15 protein-coding genes are annotated in these 18049 nt (G+C 53.0%); 7 read left to right on the top strand and 8 right to left on the bottom strand.

From position 1 onward, the window contains the following. Window positions 1-1036: 1036 nt before the first annotated feature. The 3 genes from ACLQMU_RS08845 to ACLQMU_RS08835 form a co-directional block, all read right to left on the bottom strand. Window positions 1037-1939 (bottom strand): hypothetical protein, encoded by a 903-nt coding sequence (locus tag ACLQMU_RS08845; RefSeq protein ID WP_424040344.1) that lies wholly within the window; start codon window positions 1937-1939, stop codon window positions 1037-1039. 359 nt (window positions 1940-2298) lie between these two features. Next, complete coding sequence (locus tag ACLQMU_RS08840; RefSeq protein WP_424040345.1) at window positions 2299-2814, bottom strand: ferredoxin-thioredoxin reductase catalytic domain-containing protein; 516 nt, start codon at window positions 2812-2814, stop codon at window positions 2299-2301. After that, window positions 2811-3050, bottom strand: coding sequence for a glutaredoxin family protein (locus ACLQMU_RS08835; protein ID WP_424040352.1), 240 nt, complete (start codon window positions 3048-3050; stop codon window positions 2811-2813). Before ACLQMU_RS08835 ends, ACLQMU_RS08840 begins: the two co-directional genes overlap by 4 nt. A gap of 334 nt (window positions 3051-3384) precedes the next feature. On the opposite strand from ACLQMU_RS08835, the gene carA reads away from it, so the two are divergent. The 6 genes from carA (at window position 3385) to ACLQMU_RS08805 (ending at window position 11520) form a co-directional block, all read left to right on the top strand. Continuing rightward, a complete protein-coding gene (gene carA / locus ACLQMU_RS08830) occupies window positions 3385-4440 on the top strand; it encodes a glutamine-hydrolyzing carbamoyl-phosphate synthase small subunit (protein WP_424040347.1) in 1056 nt (351 codons plus the stop codon). Beyond that, window positions 4441-7602, top strand: a complete 3162-nt coding sequence (gene carB, locus ACLQMU_RS08825; protein WP_422149385.1) for a carbamoyl-phosphate synthase large subunit — start codon at window positions 4441-4443, stop codon at window positions 7600-7602. Window positions 7603-7731: 129 nt separating this feature from the next. Continuing rightward, entirely contained in the window at window positions 7732-8226 is a 495-nt protein-coding gene (locus ACLQMU_RS08820; protein WP_422149386.1) for a cupredoxin domain-containing protein, read from the top strand. Between the two features lie 166 nt (window positions 8227-8392). Next, window positions 8393-9604 (top strand): argininosuccinate synthase, encoded by a 1212-nt coding sequence (locus ACLQMU_RS08815; protein WP_422149387.1) that lies wholly within the window; start codon window positions 8393-8395, stop codon window positions 9602-9604. 131 nt (window positions 9605-9735) lie between these two features. After that, window positions 9736-11235 (top strand): methanogenesis marker 14 protein, encoded by a 1500-nt coding sequence (locus tag ACLQMU_RS08810; protein WP_422149388.1) that lies wholly within the window; start codon window positions 9736-9738, stop codon window positions 11233-11235. Window positions 11236-11244: 9 nt separating this feature from the next. Next, window positions 11245-11520 (top strand): hypothetical protein, encoded by a 276-nt coding sequence (locus ACLQMU_RS08805; protein WP_422149389.1) that lies wholly within the window; start codon window positions 11245-11247, stop codon window positions 11518-11520. Window positions 11521-11555: 35 nt separating this feature from the next. Here ACLQMU_RS08805 and argF read toward each other — a convergent pair whose 3' ends face one another. From argF to ACLQMU_RS08785, 4 genes are read right to left on the bottom strand one after another with little or no spacing between them, the layout of a single operon-like run. Continuing rightward, window positions 11556-12467 carry an ornithine carbamoyltransferase gene (argF, locus tag ACLQMU_RS08800; protein ID WP_422149390.1) on the bottom strand — a complete coding sequence of 304 codons (912 nt, stop codon included), beginning with the start codon at window positions 12465-12467 and terminating at the stop codon, window positions 11556-11558. Continuing rightward, the gene (gene purD / locus ACLQMU_RS08795; protein ID WP_424040350.1) at window positions 12464-13750 is read right to left on the bottom strand and encodes a phosphoribosylamine--glycine ligase; all 1287 of its coding nucleotides are present in this window, start codon (window positions 13748-13750) and stop codon (window positions 12464-12466) included. Before purD ends, argF begins: the two co-directional genes overlap by 4 nt. Before the next feature lie 56 nt (window positions 13751-13806). Further along, on the bottom strand, window positions 13807-14310 hold the full coding sequence (pyrE, locus tag ACLQMU_RS08790; RefSeq protein WP_424040351.1) for an orotate phosphoribosyltransferase: 504 nt from the start codon (window positions 14308-14310) through the stop codon (window positions 13807-13809). A 6-nt stretch (window positions 14311-14316) separates the two neighbouring features. Beyond that, complete coding sequence (locus ACLQMU_RS08785) at window positions 14317-14850, bottom strand: CDP-2,3-bis-(O-geranylgeranyl)-sn-glycerol synthase (protein ID WP_422149703.1); 534 nt, start codon at window positions 14848-14850, stop codon at window positions 14317-14319. Between the two features lie 127 nt (window positions 14851-14977). On the opposite strand from ACLQMU_RS08785, the gene tes reads away from it, so the two are divergent. After that, complete coding sequence (gene tes, locus ACLQMU_RS08780; protein WP_422149701.1) at window positions 14978-16441, top strand: tetraether lipid synthase Tes; 1464 nt, start codon at window positions 14978-14980, stop codon at window positions 16439-16441. A 671-nt stretch (window positions 16442-17112) separates the two neighbouring features. On the opposite strand, the gene ACLQMU_RS08775 is transcribed toward tes, so the two are convergent. Continuing rightward, the gene (locus ACLQMU_RS08775) at window positions 17113-18048 is read right to left on the bottom strand and encodes an ornithine cyclodeaminase family protein (RefSeq protein ID WP_422149700.1); all 936 of its coding nucleotides are present in this window, start codon (window positions 18046-18048) and stop codon (window positions 17113-17115) included. Between the last annotated feature and the right edge of the window lies 1 nt (window position 18049).

The following is an 18049-nucleotide window of genomic DNA, read 5'->3' as shown; positions in this document are numbered from 1 at the left end:
GGTCATATCGGCCCATTACGGGCCACTGTTTTTCTGGATCAACCGAAAACCCATCCGGGCCTGAGATTTGCCCGTAAAACCGCATTATCGGGTCCGTTTTATTTCGTCCGATTGCAAAAATAAGGCCTATTTGGGCTTGTTTTTAAACGGAGCCCGATACGGGCTTCTTTTTGATCTGAAAACAGGCAATCGGAGGCCAGATTGAGCCCGGATTAGGGTAGAGCAGTAACCCTCCCTGAACGCAAACAGGATGGGGCGGGCATCCCTCTTCCCCCTTTGCCCGCTCAAAATGTTCACAGGTATTTTCCGGCTTTTCCGGAGAAAGATCGATAACGCTGTCAGCAATTTAAAAAAAAAGTCCGGCACGGTTATCGAACTTTTCTAAAAAGCCGGATGAGGTTGCCGGACTTTCCGGAATCCTCAGAAATCGGTCCGGTCTTTTTTTAAAATTCTCAGCAACCGATCCGGACTTTTTCCGGAATTCTCAGGAATCGATCCGGTCTTTTTTTAAAATTCTCAGCAACTGAGCCGGACTTTTTCCGGAATTGCCGGCTCGCGACCGGAAGTTTTCAAAGAAAAGTGCGGGTGTCTGTACGGATCTGCCAGGTTCCGGGAACGGATCTGGAAGATGGGGGCTGTCGCCCCCATACCCCCACGAGCGAGCAGTGCCGCCGCCCCCGACGGGGCGCCCCCGCGGCGGATCAATTACCTAAATGAGTGTGCAGGTAATCTGCCCAGCGAGGGCCCGACGAGGCGCCCGAGCGACTCCGAGCAGAAGCGAGGAGGGGGAGGAATCGCCTCCAATATGAAAGAAAAATTTCCAGTTTCAGAAGTTTTATAATCAACCTTATAAGATGTGGTCAAAGACTAGAAAACGGTTATCAAGAGATTTACTAAAGAAGTATCCAGTAAATATAATGTATCATTCCGTGAATTGCTTAAAAATAGGCAGGCTTTATTTGGGTGAAGAAGTCCAGACAGGTGCCGTTAATCCGGGAACAAAATTGAACATAATTTATGTAGATGAGTTTTCGGGTTAATCAGGGAAATCCTCTTTTATTTTTTTATCCAGAGAGATTAAACAATCATTTAAAGTGTCAATAAATTTCTCAACGTGGGGTTTTACATTCTGCTCATAATCAAAACTCATCCAGCCCAATCCACCCCCAAGTAGATCTTTTCCTTCAGCTCCTTCTTTTGCAGAAATGATGTATTTTATTGCATTTCCAACTTTTTTTGCGTAATCTTGAATTTCAGGATCAATCATGTCCCCATAGATTTCCCATAAGTCCGTATATGCCCAGTTTAATACGCTGCATACTGCCCCATATTCGTATGTTCGTGAAGGTCTGGCAAGTGATTTCTCTAATTCCAATTCAAATCGATTTTCAAAGACGTATATACGTTTATATATCCTTTTGATATTCGAACTTTCAAAATTTTCGGACAATCCCGTTCTCGGGAAATAGCCAAATCTGTTTTGTAAATCATTGACAATTCGGGTGAGATCATTAGACAATTTATCCTTTAGATCATTAATAGTCACATATTCTGAGACTAATCCTAATTGTTTACATTCCTGTTTAAATTTCTTTAATTTTTCATATTGCTCATTATTGATTAAATCTGGAGTAATTGGACGCGTTGAAAAGTATAATGAGATTTGTTTTTTTGCTTTCGAGAATTTTTTTATTTCCTCTACTGTCCCAGATTCCTCAAATCCCGTAGATGTACCAATTCTAGTCCAAAAAAATCCGATTAATATGTCACAGCCATTAACAATTTGTTCATTTAAAATTGCTTGAGGACGATCACCAAGTTTTGGCCATGAATGTGTTTCCCATAAAACAGGATTTAGGATAACATTTTCTTTTTGTGAATGCACAGCATTCCAGTTGGCAATGACATTTAGAACTTCCTTCCCTTTCTTCTTCAACATCAGAAGGTGAAGCGATTAATACATTAAAGACAGTTGATGAACGTGGCATATACCCATTTCTGCTATTATTCTACTTGAAACGCGCGAAATTATTGGATTAGTGTAAACTTTCTCAAAACAAGATAGAGTTTGATTTAACATCTGAAAATATTTTAAATTTTGAAAAATCTCTACTAAGATATATTAAAAGTTTGTTCAAATCCGGAAATGTTTGATCTTTTAGGATAGAGCGAAAAACATCACTCATTCAAACATCAAAAACACCAGCAAAGGGCGCACCGATCGAGATTCAACCCCCCTCTCCAGCGCTATAATAAAAGATACCTCCCTCCCCGGGGCAGTTTTCCTGAAAAAAACCCTCACACAAACCTCTCAAACCTTTCCTTTGAGGCCTTGCATATGGGGCAGATCTCCGGTGGCTGCTCGCGTGCGCAGAGGTACCCGCAGACTTTACAGCGCCAGACCGGCAGGGGAAAAACAGGGAGTGCTGTTGTCGAAACCGTCCTGACGATACGGGTCTTCCCCCGTTCTGAGCGGGGCGGACGGCGCTCCGGGACCGGGACAACTTTCTGTTTCCCCAGAGCAATCGCCTCGTTCACGTACAGGGCGCAGTAACAGGAACCGTATTCTTCAACATCGGCGTCCCGGTAATCACAGGGGCAGACAATATCGAGATCTTCATCTTTTTTACCGGAGGCAAGGCGGCAGGGGCAGGCACGGTACCCGTATCGCTGCTCGTTTTTCAACAGGCCCCGGACAAGATTTTTTACAAAATCTTCATCCGGGTTCAGCCGGTACCCGTTTTTTTCAGCATCGGCCTTGAGCGTACGGTATGTGGCATCAATGGCTATCTCCGTAATCTCGGGGACATTCATAGTGCCAGTGCCTCCCGGATTTCCTGCTCGCGGAATCCAACGATTGCACGTTTGTTGTTGATCACCAGTGTGGGAAACGATCCTTTGGGGTTCCATCGCTCTAATGCGTCCATTACCGCATCCTGTTCTTTTCCCTCAAGCAAATCAACGTACTCGTAATCGAATGCAATGCCGAGTTCTTCCAGCAGCACCTTCGTTTTGTGGCACCACTGGCAGGTCGAGAGTGCGTACAGCATGACTGCTCCCTTGTTTTTTCCGTTCACGTGCGTTGGCGTTGTAAAACACCTTCAATGAAATGAAATTGCGGCATATACTATTTAAAAATGGGGATACGGGCGGATCCATTACCCCGGAGCATTACCCCGGAGCAGGCCGGATTTGACCTCCCGTCCGGATCCCGCTGACCTGTAGTTGTGGTGCAATCAAAAGTGTATGCCGGGCCTGGTAACGGGCATGCAGCAGAATTCTTACGGACCGGTTGCCAGACCAGCGTGCGAGGGATAATGGCAGGCATGTTCTGTCCTTTGCATCAGCGTTAATAACTAATCCGGCACATAAAGTATGGACATCATGAAGGCGGTTCTGGGATTTGAAGACGGGGACTTTGTTGTCGGTGAAGGATTCGGGGTGAAAGGTGAATGTGCAGGGGAACTGGTCTTCAACACGCAGATGACCGGTTACATGGAATCTCTCACCGATCCGAGTTATTTCGGGCAGATCCTGATGTTCACTTTTCCCCAGATTGGCAACTATGGTGTCGATCCCGTAAATTTCCAGAACCCGCACGTATGTGCACTGGGATGCATCGCAAAAGAGATCTGCGAGAAACCCGCATATGAACCGTCTGTGAGGACTTTTTTTGAAGAAAACGGCCTTCTTGGAATGACCGGTGTCGACACGCGTGCCCTGACTATCAAGGCACGGGTACACGGCACGATGAGGGCTGCGCTTGTTGTGGGAAGCGATGACGGAGCGTATGCAGTGGCCCTTGCAAAAAAGACGCCAACCATATGTGATATCGTTCCCATTCCCGAAGTATCGTGCAGGGAACCCTACCGTATCCCCGGTACCGGTAAACGGATCGCGGTCATCGATCTCGGGATCAAAAAGAACATGCTTACCAGCCTTTCAAAACGGAACGGGGACCTGTACGTTTTTCCCTACAACGCCACGGCAGATCAGGTCAGGGCCTGCACTCCCGATGCCCTCTTCGTGAGTAACGGCCCGGGCGACCCCAAGCAGGCTACGGATGCGATCCGCTGCATACAGGATCTTCTGGGAGAACTCCCCATCTTCGGGATCTGCATGGGCAACCAGGTCTCCGCACTTGCGCTTGGTGGCGATACCTACAAACTCAAGTTCGGTCACCGGGGGGCAAACCAGCCGGTAAGGTACAAAGACGGAAGGATCTTCATCACGACGCAGAATCACGGTTTTGCCGTGGATGCCGGGTCCCTGCCGGAGGGCTGCCGTGTGTCCTACACAAACGTCAACGACGGGACGGTAGAGGGGTTTGAGAACGATGACCTGTGCCTGACCACCGTACAGTTCCACCCTGAAGCCCACGGGGGCCCACGGGACACCGAGGCGCATTTCTTTGACGCGCTCTTCCGGAGGCTGGATTAAATGCCCCGGCGCGCGGATATCCGGAAAGTCCTGATCATCGGATCGGGGCCGATCCAGATCGGCCAGGCGGCAGAATTCGATTTCTCCGGATCCCAGGCCTGCCGATCCCTCCGGGAAGAGGGCATCGAGATTGTGCTGGTCAACTCCAACCCGGCGACGATCATGACCGACCCGGAGATGGCAGAAGCGATCTATATCGAACCGTTACGGGCCGACATCATCGCAAAGATCATAGAAAAAGAGCATCCGGACGGGATTCTCTCCGGTATGGGGGGCCAGACCGGCCTCAACCTTACCGCGGAGCTTGCGGAGATGGGCGCGCTTAAAGGCGTCGAGATCCTCGGCACGCCGCTCGAAGCAATCTACAAAGGTGAAGACCGGGAAAAATTCCGGGATCTCATGAACGAGATCGGTGAGCCGGTCCCGAAAAGCATGGTGATCAACACCCTCAGCCAGATCGATGAGGCGATTACACAAATCGGCCTGCCTGCGGTTGTGCGCCCGGCCTATACCCTGGGGGGAGCCGGGGGAGGCATCGGCCGGACCCGGGAAGAACTGACCCGGATTGTCGAACTGGGGCTCTCCCGGTCCCGCATTCATCAGGTTCTTATCGAGCAGAGTGTGATGGGCTGGAAGGAACTTGAGTTCGAGGTGATGCGGGATTCGGCGGACACCTGTGTTATCGTCTGCAGTATGGAAAATGTTGATCCGATGGGGATTCATACGGGCGAAAGTGTGGTGGTTGCCCCTATCCTCACCCTGCGGGATGATGAGTACCAGATGATGCGCAGCGCCGCTATCCATATCATCAGGGCCCTTGACGTCCAGGGCGGCTGCAACATCCAGTTCGCATTTCAAGGCGGTGAGTACCGGGTCATCGAAGTCAACCCCCGTGTTTCCCGGTCATCGGCACTGGCGTCGAAAGCGACCGGTTATCCTATCGCGAGAGTCGCCGCAAAAATCGCCATCGGCCTGCGTCTGGACGAGATCAAGAACACGGTGACCGGGTGCACTGCAGCGTCGTTTGAACCAACGCTCGATTATGTCGTTGTCAAGGTACCCCGCTGGCCATTTGACAAGTTCAAGGGAGCAGACCGGACGCTCTCGACGTCCATGAAGAGTACCGGGGAGGTCATGGCGATCGGGAGAACGCTTGAAGAAGGGTTCATGAAAGCCAAGCGTTCGATCGATACCGATGTCAGCATTCATACAAGCCCAAGCGAGATCCGGATGATCCTCTCCCGCCCGACCGACGAACGGTTCCATTGCCTCTTTGATGCATTCCGGCAGAATTTTACCCTCGAAGAGATCGTTCACCTTACCGCCATCACACCGTTTTTCCTGGAAAAGATCAAAAATATTGTGGATCTGGAAAAACGCCTTGCTGCCGGTTGCAGCGACGAGAATATCATCCTTGCAAAGACCTATGGGTTCACCAACACCGAAATAGCAGCACTCACCGGGAAAGATACGGTCGCAATCGAAGAAATGGTGGGCGCGCCGGTCTACAAGATGGTGGACACCTGTGCAGCGGAATTTCCGGCCAGTACTCCTTATTTTTACTCGACCCGGGATTCTACAAGCGAGATTGTCCCGGACGACCGGCAGAAGGTACTCATTCTCGGGTCGGGACCGATACGGATCGGCCAGGGAATAGAATTCGATTATTGCACGGTACATGCGGTAAAAGCACTGCGGGAAGAGGGTGTCGAGGTCCATATCGTCAACAACAATCCTGAGACGGTATCCACGGATTTCGATACTTCCGATCGTCTTTTCTTTGAACCGATGCAGCTTGAGGATATCTCCAACATCATCAGGACTGACCAGTATTACGGCGTGATGGTACAGTTTGGCGGCCAGAACGCAGTCAATCTTGCCGTCCCTCTCGAAAAGGAGATAAAACTGCGGGGCCTGCCAACAAGGATCCTTGGTACCACCCCGGATGCGATGGATATTGCCGAGGATCGCGACCGGTTCAGCGTCCTGCTGGACACATTGCAGATCCCCAGTCCTGCCAACAGCTCGGCCTATTCGGAAGCCGAAGCAAAGGAAAAAGCTGAGAAAATCGGCTACCCGGTACTTGTCCGGCCATCCTACGTACTTGGCGGCCGGGCGATGGAGATCGTCCATGACACGGTAGAACTCGAGACATATATGAAAGAAGCCGTGCGGGTGAGCCAGCATCATCCGGTGCTGATCGATTCGTACTTAAGAAACGCCATTGAGCTCGATATCGATGCGGTCTGTGACGGCGAAGAGGTACTCATCGGCGGCATCATGGAACACATCGAGCAGGCAGGTATACATTCCGGGGACTCCGCGTGCGTCATCCCCCCCCAGTCACTCTCCCCGGAGATCATTGCGACCGTCCGGGAATATACCCGGAGGATTGCGCTCGGCCTTGGTGTGGTCGGTCTCGTCAATATCCAGATGGCCGTAAAGGATAATGTGGTCTATATTCTCGAGGCCAATCCACGGGCAAGCCGCACGGTTCCGTTTGTCTCAAAGGCAACCGGTCTTCCCATTGCAAAGATCGCAGCCAAGGTTATGATCGGGAAAAAACTCCGGGACCTGGGATTCCACGAAAAAAAGATCAATCATGTGGCAGTAAAAGAGGTGCTCCTGCCCTTCAACAAACTGGCCGGCGTCGATACGATACTCGGACCCGAGATGAAAAGTACCGGGGAGGTAATGGGAATCGATTATGATTTCGGTCTCGCCTTTTATAAGGCCTGTATTTCAGCAGATAACGAGCTCCCGCTCAAGGGAAATATCTTTATTTCGGTCAACATCGGCCAGAAAGACGAAGTGATCCCGATCGCCCGGCGCCTGCGGGATCTCGGTCTTACCCTGTACGGGACAGAGGGCACTGTGGACTACCTGCACGATGCCGGGGTGGAAGCGCACCTCGTGCGGAAAGTGCAGGAAGGCTCCCCCAATGTACTGGACATGATGCACCATGGTGAGATCCGGCTTATCATCAATACCCCCCAGGACCGGCAGTCCCGTCAGGATCATTACCAGATCATGAGGGCGGCGGTCGATTTCGGAATCCCGTATATCACGACCCTGCAGGCAGCGCGTGCAGCGGCGCTTGCGATCGATGCGATCAAGCGCGAGAAGATGACTCTCGAGCCGATCAGCCATTATCTCAAATAATTCCGGCGTGTTTCACCGTTATATCATTTTTTTGACAGGTTCGGGGCCAGAGTACCGGTGACCCGGAACCGGGTCGGACGCGTATTCTAATAGAATATCCTTATATACCGAGATAACAAAAAAACATGCATGAAGAAATTGAGTGTTGTTCTTGTAGTCCTGTTTATCGGGATCCTGTTTGCGGGATGTACATCCCAGTCATCGCCATCCGCAGCCACCCCGACGCCGACGGCAGTTCCGACAACGGTTGCCACTCCCGTTCCGACCGCCATTCCGACCGAGGTCGTCACCCCCAACATGACGGCCAATGTAACCGCTAATGTGACTGCCAATGTGACTGCTGTGCCAGCACCTGCAAATGTGGTCAAGATTACCTTCACGCAGAGCCTGTCAATGACTCCGAGCGGGACAATCTACGTGCCAGTCGGTACCACCGTTGTCTGGTGCAACAATGATCCCTTCAAGCCCCATGGGATCCAGTCGGTTGGATCAACCAGTGCCTATTTCGGATCCGTCACGATACCTTATCACAAGATGTTTAATGTAACCTTCAACCAGACAGGCACTTATCATTATGCCACCATATTCCAGCCACAACTTGCCGGAGCAATTGTCGTAAGTTAAAAACGGGCGGATATCCGCGTTCAGGAAATCTTTCCTGAACGATCCATTTTTGTTCTGGCTTTTTGGCATCCGTTCTTCGCTTGGGCCGATCTGTTTTTCCACGATAGCCTTTGTAAATATATGGTGAGACGTCCAACCTGATGATCTGACAACGGAAGTATTCATTATGGTAAAAGGTACTGTCGTACTTGCATATTCCGGAGGGCTTGATACCTCCATCTGTATCCCTCTTTTAAAGGAACGGTATTCCTATAATCGTGTGGTGACCGTTGCTGTCAATGTCGGCCAGAGGGACGAGGAGATCGAGGTGGCGACAAAAAAAGGACAGAAATTCGCCGATTGCCACTATACCATCGATGTCCGGAAGAGATTTGTTGAAGAATACATCTTCCCGTCCATCAAGGCGAATGGATCCTACGAAGGCTATCCGATGGGTACCTCGCTTGCCCGGCCCCTGATTGCGGAAGAAGTTGTAAAGATCGCAAAGAAAGAGAAGGCGGCCGCGATTGCCCATGGTTGTACCGGCAAGGGCAACGACCAGCTCCGGTTCGATTTCATCATCCGTGCAGCCGGTCTTGACGTTGTCGCGCCGATACGGGAATTAAACCTGACCCGTGACTGGGAGATTGAATACGCAAAGGAGCACCGGGTTCCGGTACCTGTTAAGAAGAGCAAGCCCTGGAGCATAGACGAGAACTGCTGGAGCCGGAGTATCGAAGGCGGCCGGCTCGAGGACCCGGCCTTCCATCCGCCCGAGGAGATCTATCTCTGGACAGTCTCACCGGAAAAGGCTCCGGCAAAACCGGAGAAGATCACCCTCACCTTCTCCGGTGGCGTTCCTGTGGCTATAAACGGGAAAAAATTCTCCGGTTATGACCTGATCCAGAAACTCAACATTCTTGCCGGCAGGCACGGGATCGGCAGGAACGATATGATCGAGGACCGTATCCTCGGGCTCAAAGCGCGGGAGAACTATGAACACCCGGCAGCGACGGTTATCCTTACCGCCCACCGTGATCTGGAAAGCCTGGTACTTACAAGGCAGGAACTTGCGTTCAAAAGGATGGTGGATGACAAGTGGTCGGAACTGGCATACAAGGGTCTTATTTACGAACCGTTGTATGCGGCGCTCAACGCATTTATCGGTACAACGCAGGATCGGGTGAACGGCCACGTCGATCTCGAACTCTACAAAGGAGGTGTCCGGGTGCTCGGGCGCAGCTCTTCGCAGGCGATATACTCCGGAGATCTGGTCTCCTTTGACAGCGCATCCATCGACCAGTGCCATGCGATTGGTGTCTCCCAGTATTTCGGGATACAGGCTCGCCTCGTCCATGCCATGGGGGAGAAGACAAGAAAGAATGCCGGCAAACAATAAATTCCTCTACTGAGGCCAACTTTCATTTTTTCCGATGTATTATGCTTGTTGCTATCGGGCCTCTCTCCCCCTCTTTTCGTCATGCATGAAAAAAAGAAACTTATATCCCGTAACAACCAGATCGTTAAAGTATGTGCGCCAGTTTTTTCAGCCGCTGGGTAAAACCACAGCCCCACATCGTTGAAAGTCCTCCCCTCCCCTCGATCGCGCACGGTGCAGGGATGCAGATCCCGGAATACAAGAACAAGCCCTATTTTATCGTGGCCTCTGTAGAAATGGGTAATACAACCACCAAGTGCATCCTCACCGGGGTGAGTCTGGAGACCGGCAAATCGTATGTCATCAACAAGACCGTGAGTATGAGCCGGGATATACGACCGCCAAAGCCCGGCGAGGAAATCTTCGGTGAGACGCTTGACGGGACAAAACTCTCGCGCAAGGCGGTCACCGAACTGGTGCGGGATACACTGATCCAGTGCCACCAGGAGGCACATCTCGATATCCAGACGGATCTTGACTTCGTTGTCCGCAGCACCGGTGTGGTTGCGGAGATGGAATCCCCGGATCAGGTCGGGGATTTTGTTATCGCTCTTGCAAACGGCTGCCTTATAGCGGGTGTCCCGCCAAGGAAGATGACACCGCCCATGACAAAAGCCAACCAGTCGGAAAAACTCCAGCCGTTCAGTTTTGCCGACAAGGTCGTTTTTATCGGTGCCGTTGCCGGGGTGATTCCGCCGGTGGGCTCAACCGGGGTCGAGATGGTCGCAAATGAGATGGAAGGCGAACTTGCTATGGCCGGGATCAAGGAGGGGGCAAAGTGGACGCCGGTCGATTTCAGGAATCCCTGTGTCTCCGTAGATTTCGGAACGACACTTGACGGGAGGATCACCAGTGATGTCAGCCCCGACGATCCCAACCCCTTTGCAAAGACCATCGGAAACTTCTGCGGCCTTGCAGGAGCAATTCCCGATGCGATTGTCAGGGGGACCGGTCTTGTCCAGGAACGGACCGGTACCGCTCTCGACATCTTTGGCGAGCACAGTGTCGCTGGGGGGATTTTTGCCGGTGGTAACCGTAAGACGGTGGACGAGTATGTCAAACGGTGCCATGAGCATATCGATATAAGAATTGTGCCATCGGACCGGGACAGGTTCGGGCGTGTACCGGTCAATGCCAAGCTCGCGAAAGAGTCCAACATCGCAATGATAGGGTGTGACTGCGGGGTTAACAGCAGCGATCTCGATAAATTATTCGAGATTGGGGCCGAGATCCACAAAAACTACAACCTGTCATTTCTGAACGAAGTAGTTGACCGGGTGTGCGCGAAGATGGCGCTCCGGCTTATCGATGTGGCGGTGGAAGAGCATCTTGTCCCACGGAACGCATCGATCGGTTTTACCGGGAGGGCAGCTATCTCCGGGCGAAAACCCGGGTACATTTTAGAAGGGATCACCGAACGCAACCTTTTTGATGATCCAAACGACCACCTCGTCTTTGTGGATGACGGTCTCGCCCGCGGTGCATCCCTGATGGGCCGGTGCATGAACTCGCTTGGAAAGCCCAAAAATCCTATCGGTGGAGTGCGTGGCGGGCCCTGTATTATGAGCCGGCGGATCAAAATAGGTAAGTAGGAATGTACCATGTCAGACCAGATGAATAACGAGCAGAAAAGTGAAAACCCGGCAGCCGAAGAACCGCTCTATGATGTCCTTATCCCGCCGGGGGTCCCGCGTTCGGTTATTATTGATATCGCAAAAAAATTTGATGTCGAGGTAGTGGAACGCAAACAGGTGCTCAGTTTCGCCAACATGGACGGCGACGAGCGGGAACTCCTGGCCTTCCGTGCCCGGCGAGAGGTTGCAGAGCAGGTTGAAAAACATATGATCGAAAGAGTCCGCGCGTTTATCGGGGAATAATCACCGGGAAATCCTGGTGCCCCGGTATCGTTTTTTTATTTTTTAAGGAGTTTTACCAGCAATGCTTTCTGGGCGTGAAGCCGGTTCTCCGCCTCGTCCCACACCAGGCTCTGCGGGCCATCGAGCACGCCCCCGGTGATCTCTTCCCCCCGGTGGGCAGGGAGGCAGTGAAGGACCCTCACGTCAGGTGCTGCATGCCTGAGGAGCTGGTCGTTTACCGTAAACCCATGGAAGGCGGCGAGCCGTTTTTCCCGCTCCGTCTCATCGCCCATAGAGACCCACGTATCCGTGACAATCACGTGTGCGTCTTTCACCGCTTCTGCCGGTGAGGGTGCCGTTTTTACCGTTCCCCCGAGTTTGCATGCGCGTTGTATGGTCTCCGGTGCCACTTCGTAGCCTTTTGGGCTGGCGACGGTGACCGCCATGCCGGTAAGAACAGACGAGAGTATGAGGGAAGTACAGACATTGTTCCCGTCCCCCACCCAAGCGACGGTGAGATCCCTGGTATCGCCGAAATGCTCCCTGATTGTCAGGATATCGGCGAGGAGCTGGCAGGGGTGCTCGCGGTCGGAAAGGCCGTTGATGACCGGGATCGTGGCATTAGCGGCCAGTTCTTCGATCGTACTGTGCCGGTAGGCCCGTATCATCACACCGGACACGTAGCGGGACGCAACCCGTGCGGTATCCCGGATCTCCTCCCCCCTCCCGATCTGGAGATCTTTTGCATTTAAAAAGAGCGCATGGCCTCCGAGTTCATGCATGCCCACCTCAAACGAGATATGCGTCCGGGTGGAGGACTTTTCGAAGATCATGGCAAGCGACATGCCCCGCAGCAGTTCATGAGGTACTCCCGCCCGTTTCTGCCGTTTGAGGCGCTCTGCGTCAGAAAGGATCTCACCGAGTTCCGTTTTGGTAATATCCAGAATTGAAAGGAAATCTTTCTTCATCGCAGCTCCTTCATATGAGCGATCCGCTGGTCGAGCAGCGTCTGCGTCCCGATATCGCGGCGGTGATGAACACTTCCCTTTATGGCCGATGCAGCCTGCTCAGCGATGTGTTCTGCCTTTGCAAGAGTATCGGCCTTCCCGACAAACGCAAGCGTTCGTGAGGTAAGGGTAAAGAACCTGCCGTCCCGTTCATCCACGTTTGCATAATAGAGGATCGCGTCGCCATTATCCCCGAAAACGAGCGGTCTGCCGGTTTTTGGGGCGGCCGGGTAGCCCTCGGGTACGAGGTACTTGCAGACCGTCGCCGCACATTCGAAAGCTACGTTTGATGCGGAGAGTGTACCTTCGGTGATTCCGGTGATCACTTTGGTCATATCAGAGCAGAGCAGTGTCAGCACATTCATCGCTTCGGGATCCCCGAACCGGGCATTGAACTCTATCACCTTGGGCCCTTCTGCCGTATTCATGAACTGGCCATAAAGTATACCCTTGTAGGGATACCCTTCCTTTGCCATCGCGGCAACGACCGAGGCCATGATGGAGAGGGCAGCGGTATGATCCTTCCTGCTCACGAAGGGGAGCATGTGATCCGGCATCGAGTATGACCCCATGCCTCCGGTATTTGGCCCGGTGTCTCCTTCAAATGCCCTTTTGTGATCCTGCACAAGCGGCATGGGAACGATATGGAACCCGTCGACAAATGCCTGAAGGGTAAACTCCTCGCCGATGAGGCGTTCTTCGAAGACTACTTCCCCCTTGATCTGTTGTATGTAGTCAATGGCACCGGCAAGGTCTACCTGTTCTCCCATGATTCGGACACCTTTTCCCCCGGTGAGACCTATAGGTTTGATGGCCAGATCGCCGTCATGGTCTTTTACAAACGCGATTGCCTCGGCAGTGTCGTGGAAGACCCGGTAGGCCGGGTTGCCGCCAATATGATGGTGTGTCATTAAGTCCCGGCAAAACGCCTTGTCGGTCTCGATGCGGGCCGCCATTCTGGTCGGGCCGACGCACGCCACACCCGCGGCAGTGAGCACGTCAACGACACCGGCTTCAAGCGGGGCTTCGGGACCGATAACGGCGTGTGTGATGCCCGTCTCTTCAGCAAACGCCGTGATCCGGGCGAGATCTGTTTCATGGGTAACGCAGATTTTCCTTGCGATGCGGGCGATACCAGGATTCTTCCTTGCCATTACGGAATAAATTTCAGTTTCGCTGTTGCGGGAGAGTGCTGCAGCTATGGCATGTTCCCGTCCTCCGCCACCAACAACGAGGATCTTCATTATCCATCACATGGGTTCTTGTTGTTAAAAATGGTTTACGCTCCGGTGCATGCGCGTCAGAGAATCTCACTCACCTGCACAAGCGGGCAGAGGTCGATTCCCTGCTTTTTTAACGTTGCTGCTGCGCCCTGCTCCCGGTCCACCACGGTGACAACACGGTCGGCCCGTGCACCGGCATTGCGCAGCATGGTAATGCCATACAATGCGGACCCCCCTGATGTGGTAACATCTTCTACAAGGAGGATGTCTTTTCCCTTTACATCCCCGATAACCGGTGCCTTCTTGCCATGATCTTTCTCCTCCGCCCGTATGATTGCGAAGGGCTTTTGTGCGGCAAGCGCAGTCGCGACGGCCAGCGGTACCCCCCCGACGGCAACACCGGCCACGACATCGAAATCGTATCTCTCTGCGATCTCCCGGGCGATCTCCGCGAGAAAGTCAGGATGCGTTACTGCAGTTTTTACATCGACATAGTACCGGCTCTTTGCTCCGGACGCGAGGGTAAAGTCACCGAATTCGATGGCTTTGTGCCTGATGAGGAGGTCAGCGATCTTTTTCATACGTGTTCACCAGGGTTCCTTCTTGACCCCGCATATGTATCCGATAATGTTGACCGCACGGTGGAGGATCGGTGTCAGGATCAGGATAACGATAAGGATCGGCCATGTGACGTACGTAAAAAGCCACGACGGGTCAAAGACAAGCATCAGGATAAAAGCACCGGCAACGAGGTCATACTGGTCGGCGATCGGCCATGACTCTCCCCGGTTTTTCCCCAGGCGCCTCTTGACAAAGCTTTTCCCCATGTCCCCGAGAAGTGCCCCAAGCGGGAGGATGATAATCGAGGCTGCCGTATGCTGCGGAAGGAATGTCCACCCCCAGGTACCGGCCAGCCAGATCTGCAGTGCCCCGACGGCGACACCGGCAAGCACTCCGCATACGAGGCCGCGGAACGTTTTACCCTCCCCGAGAAGCCTGCGGCCATCTGAGTAGTTCCTGCCAAAATCTACCGGCGTCCCGCCACCGCACAGTGCGGCGACGGGGTTGGGGACATACGCAGGAACCATGATCCAGAATGCAGCGAGCAGTGTCGAGAGCAATGGTATTATGAATGACTCAGCACTAATAGTGTAGCACTCCAATACCTCTAATAAAGAGCAGATAAAAAGATTAAGGTTACTCTAACAAGCCAAAGAGAATTCGGCCATTGCTGCATCGGGTGGATATATGTTGATTAAAAAAACACGCAGCCTTTGCCCTGTCTGCGGGGCAGTTCTGGAAGCGGAGATCGTAGAAGAAGAGGGGAAGATCTGGCTTGTGCGGACCTGCCCCGAACACGGCAGGTACCGGCACGTTTACTGGTCCGATCCTGAGATGTACCACCGGTTCGAACATTACGATGTGATCGGCCGTGGTGTGACCAATCCCCAGAACCCGGTAACGTCAGATACCTGTCCTGCCGCATGTGGCCTGTGCAGCAACCACCATTCGGGAACGCTCCTTGCAAATATCGACCTGACCAACCGGTGCAACCTCGATTGTGATTTCTGTTTTGCCAATGCCCGTGCGTGCGGGTTCGTGTACGAACCAGGCTTTGACGAGATCGTGAGCATGATGCAGGTGCTCAGAAACGAGAAACCCGTGCCGGCGCCTGCCGTGCAGTTCTCCGGCGGGGAACCGACCATGCGGGATGACCTTGTCGATATCGTCAAAAAGGCAAAGGAACTGGGATTCCCGCAGGTGCAGATCGCAACAAATGGTGTGAAACTGGCAAACAACCCGGCCCTTGCCCAGCAGCTCAAGGATGCAGGTCTCTCGACGGTTTATCTTCATTTCGACGGGGTCACTCCTGCGACCAACCCGTTTTTAAAAATCCACCTCAAGGCACTGGAGAACCTGAATAAGGCCGGTGTGGGTGTGGTGCTTGTGCCGACTATCATCAAGGGGAGAAACGATCAGGAAGTAGGAGAGATCCTGAAATTTGCCGCCGATCACATCTCGATTGTCCGTGGCGTAAACTTCCAGCCTGTCGCATTTACCGGTGCCGCAAAGGATGAGGATGTCGAGAAGGAACGGATCACGATCCCTGAGCTCATCGGGGATATAGAGACCCAGACCGATGGTATCTTAAAGAAGAGTGACTTCTACCCGGTTCCCTGCGTACTGCCGTTTTCCGATCTCGTGGAGGCCTATACCGGCCGGCCACAGGTGCGCTTCACTGCTCATGAGCACTGCGGGGCGGCAACCTATGTCTTTGTCACGAAGGAGGGGATGATCCCGGTGACCCGTATGGTGGATGTCGAGAGCCTCTTTGCGGCGATCGAGCAGATGGCAAACAAGCTCAAGAAAGGCGGTACTATCAATAAATATGCAACGCTGCTTGAAGGCGTCAAAGAACTCCATGCGTCGTTCAAGAAAGGTGAGAAGGGGAGCACGGCCGAGTTCTGGAAGCTAATCGGAAAGACCCTCATCGGCCAGAACTTCGATGCACTCAGGGAGTTCCACTGGAATGCACTCTTTATCGGTACGATGCATTTCATGGACCGGTACAACTACGACATCGAGCGCGTCCAGCGGTGCTGTATTCACTATGCGACACCTGACGGTAAACTTATTCCCTTCTGTACCTACAACAGCGGCCCGGTCTATCGTGAGCAGGTCTGGAAGAAATACGCAAAAGAGCAACAGTAATTTTTTTTATTTTTTGCTCTGTAGAAAACCTGTTTTTAAATTTGTGCGAGCCCCCCTCTTCGCGCCACCTGTCTCCCGAGGGGGACGGCGGGGCGCACATGCGATGCTTTTCGTATTACCCGTGTCGGGGGCATGCCGGAGTACGGGTAATACAGCGCTATCGCGAAGCGGGGGATGCCACAAGCGTGCTGGGGCGAAGGCAAAAATTGCCGTAGCCCCCACCCAATAGCGTTCATACAACCTGCTCATGGATTTCTACAGAGCATATTTTTTTGATTTTTGAATGTGGACAGTTAAGTGAATCACGAATTACAGATCCTTTTCAGGCAATTTAATCCCTCAAACCGTATCGGCACCCAAATACGGGGCGTCTTTCATCTCCAGGGTTTTCCGGTATGGGCCACACACAATCTTACGACCGCGAAAAGTGTGAGTTGAATGTACATCCGGCAGTTGGATTTACCTGTGACCGTTGGATGTACATCCAACTAAAATCCGGCAGCCCTCACCGGAGTTCCGGGGTTGGGGGCCCCTTGGGTAATGTGTTGTGGTGGCGATCTATTGCCCGGGGGTATCAGGGCCTCGCTTTCTTTTTGCGTGCCTGCGGTTCCTTCCCCTGATTAAGAGGCAATCGCACAGCGTGCTGGATCCTGCTTGGAAAGATGCGGTCCTCACAAAAACGGCAGTTCCATGCCGGTTGCCTGTCTCATCGCGATCGATGCGATCGCCAGATCCTGGATGGCAAGCCCGGTTGAGTCAAAAACCGTGATCTCATCCTTACTTTCGCGCTTTCGTCTGCCGATGACGACTTCCCCGAGCGTGCCGGCGATCATCCACGGCTGGTAAATCCCCCTGGTGATAGGGACGTTTATTTCTCCCGAGTGAAATGCCTGTGCAGGATCGTCCACGAAGACCCGGGCACGGTGGAGGATATCAGGATCAAGTTCCTCTTTTCCGGGAGCATCTGCACCTATTGCATTGATATGTGTGCCGGCATGTATCCATTCGCTTTTGACGATGGGGGTACGGGACGGTGTCGTCGTCACAAGGACATCGCAGTCACAGGCTTTCTCGATAGATACGCTCTCTGCTGAGAGTGGCGTGAGGCGTGTGGCAAACGCCTCAGCATGTGCGTGATTCCGGCTCCATACCCTAACACTGGTGAGGGAGAGTTCCTGCGCGATGGCTTTTACCTGTGCCTCTGCCTGCCGGCCGGTGCCGATGACACCGAGCACGCATTCTTTTCCGGGCGCAAGGTATTTTGCGGCAATTGCCCCCGCGGCCCCTGTCCGCATGTCCGTAAGCCGGGTCGCGTTCAAAATAGCTGTCGGCCTGCCGGTCGCTGTATCGAGAATAACCGTGAGCGCCATCACGGTCGGAAGCCCCACTTTCGGGTTGTCCGGGTGGACGTTGACGATCTTCACCCCGGTAATCCCCAGCGAAGGAAGATACGCCGGCATCGTCCGGAAATCCCCTGCGGGCAGGGTAATATAGACCTTGGGCGGCATCTGCACGAGCCCCTTCCCGTGATCGGCAAATGCTGCTTCAACCACCCGGTTAACCTCTCCAATGTCAAGTCCCCGGTCCGGATCAGGAAAGTATCGCATA

The sequence above is a fragment of the Methanoregula sp. genome, from assembly GCF_052325125.1.
Classification (GTDB): Archaea; Halobacteriota; Methanomicrobia; order Methanomicrobiales; family Methanospirillaceae; genus Methanoregula.
The sequence above is the reverse complement of the archived record's forward strand: the minus strand, read 5'-3'. Positions and strand labels throughout refer to the sequence as shown.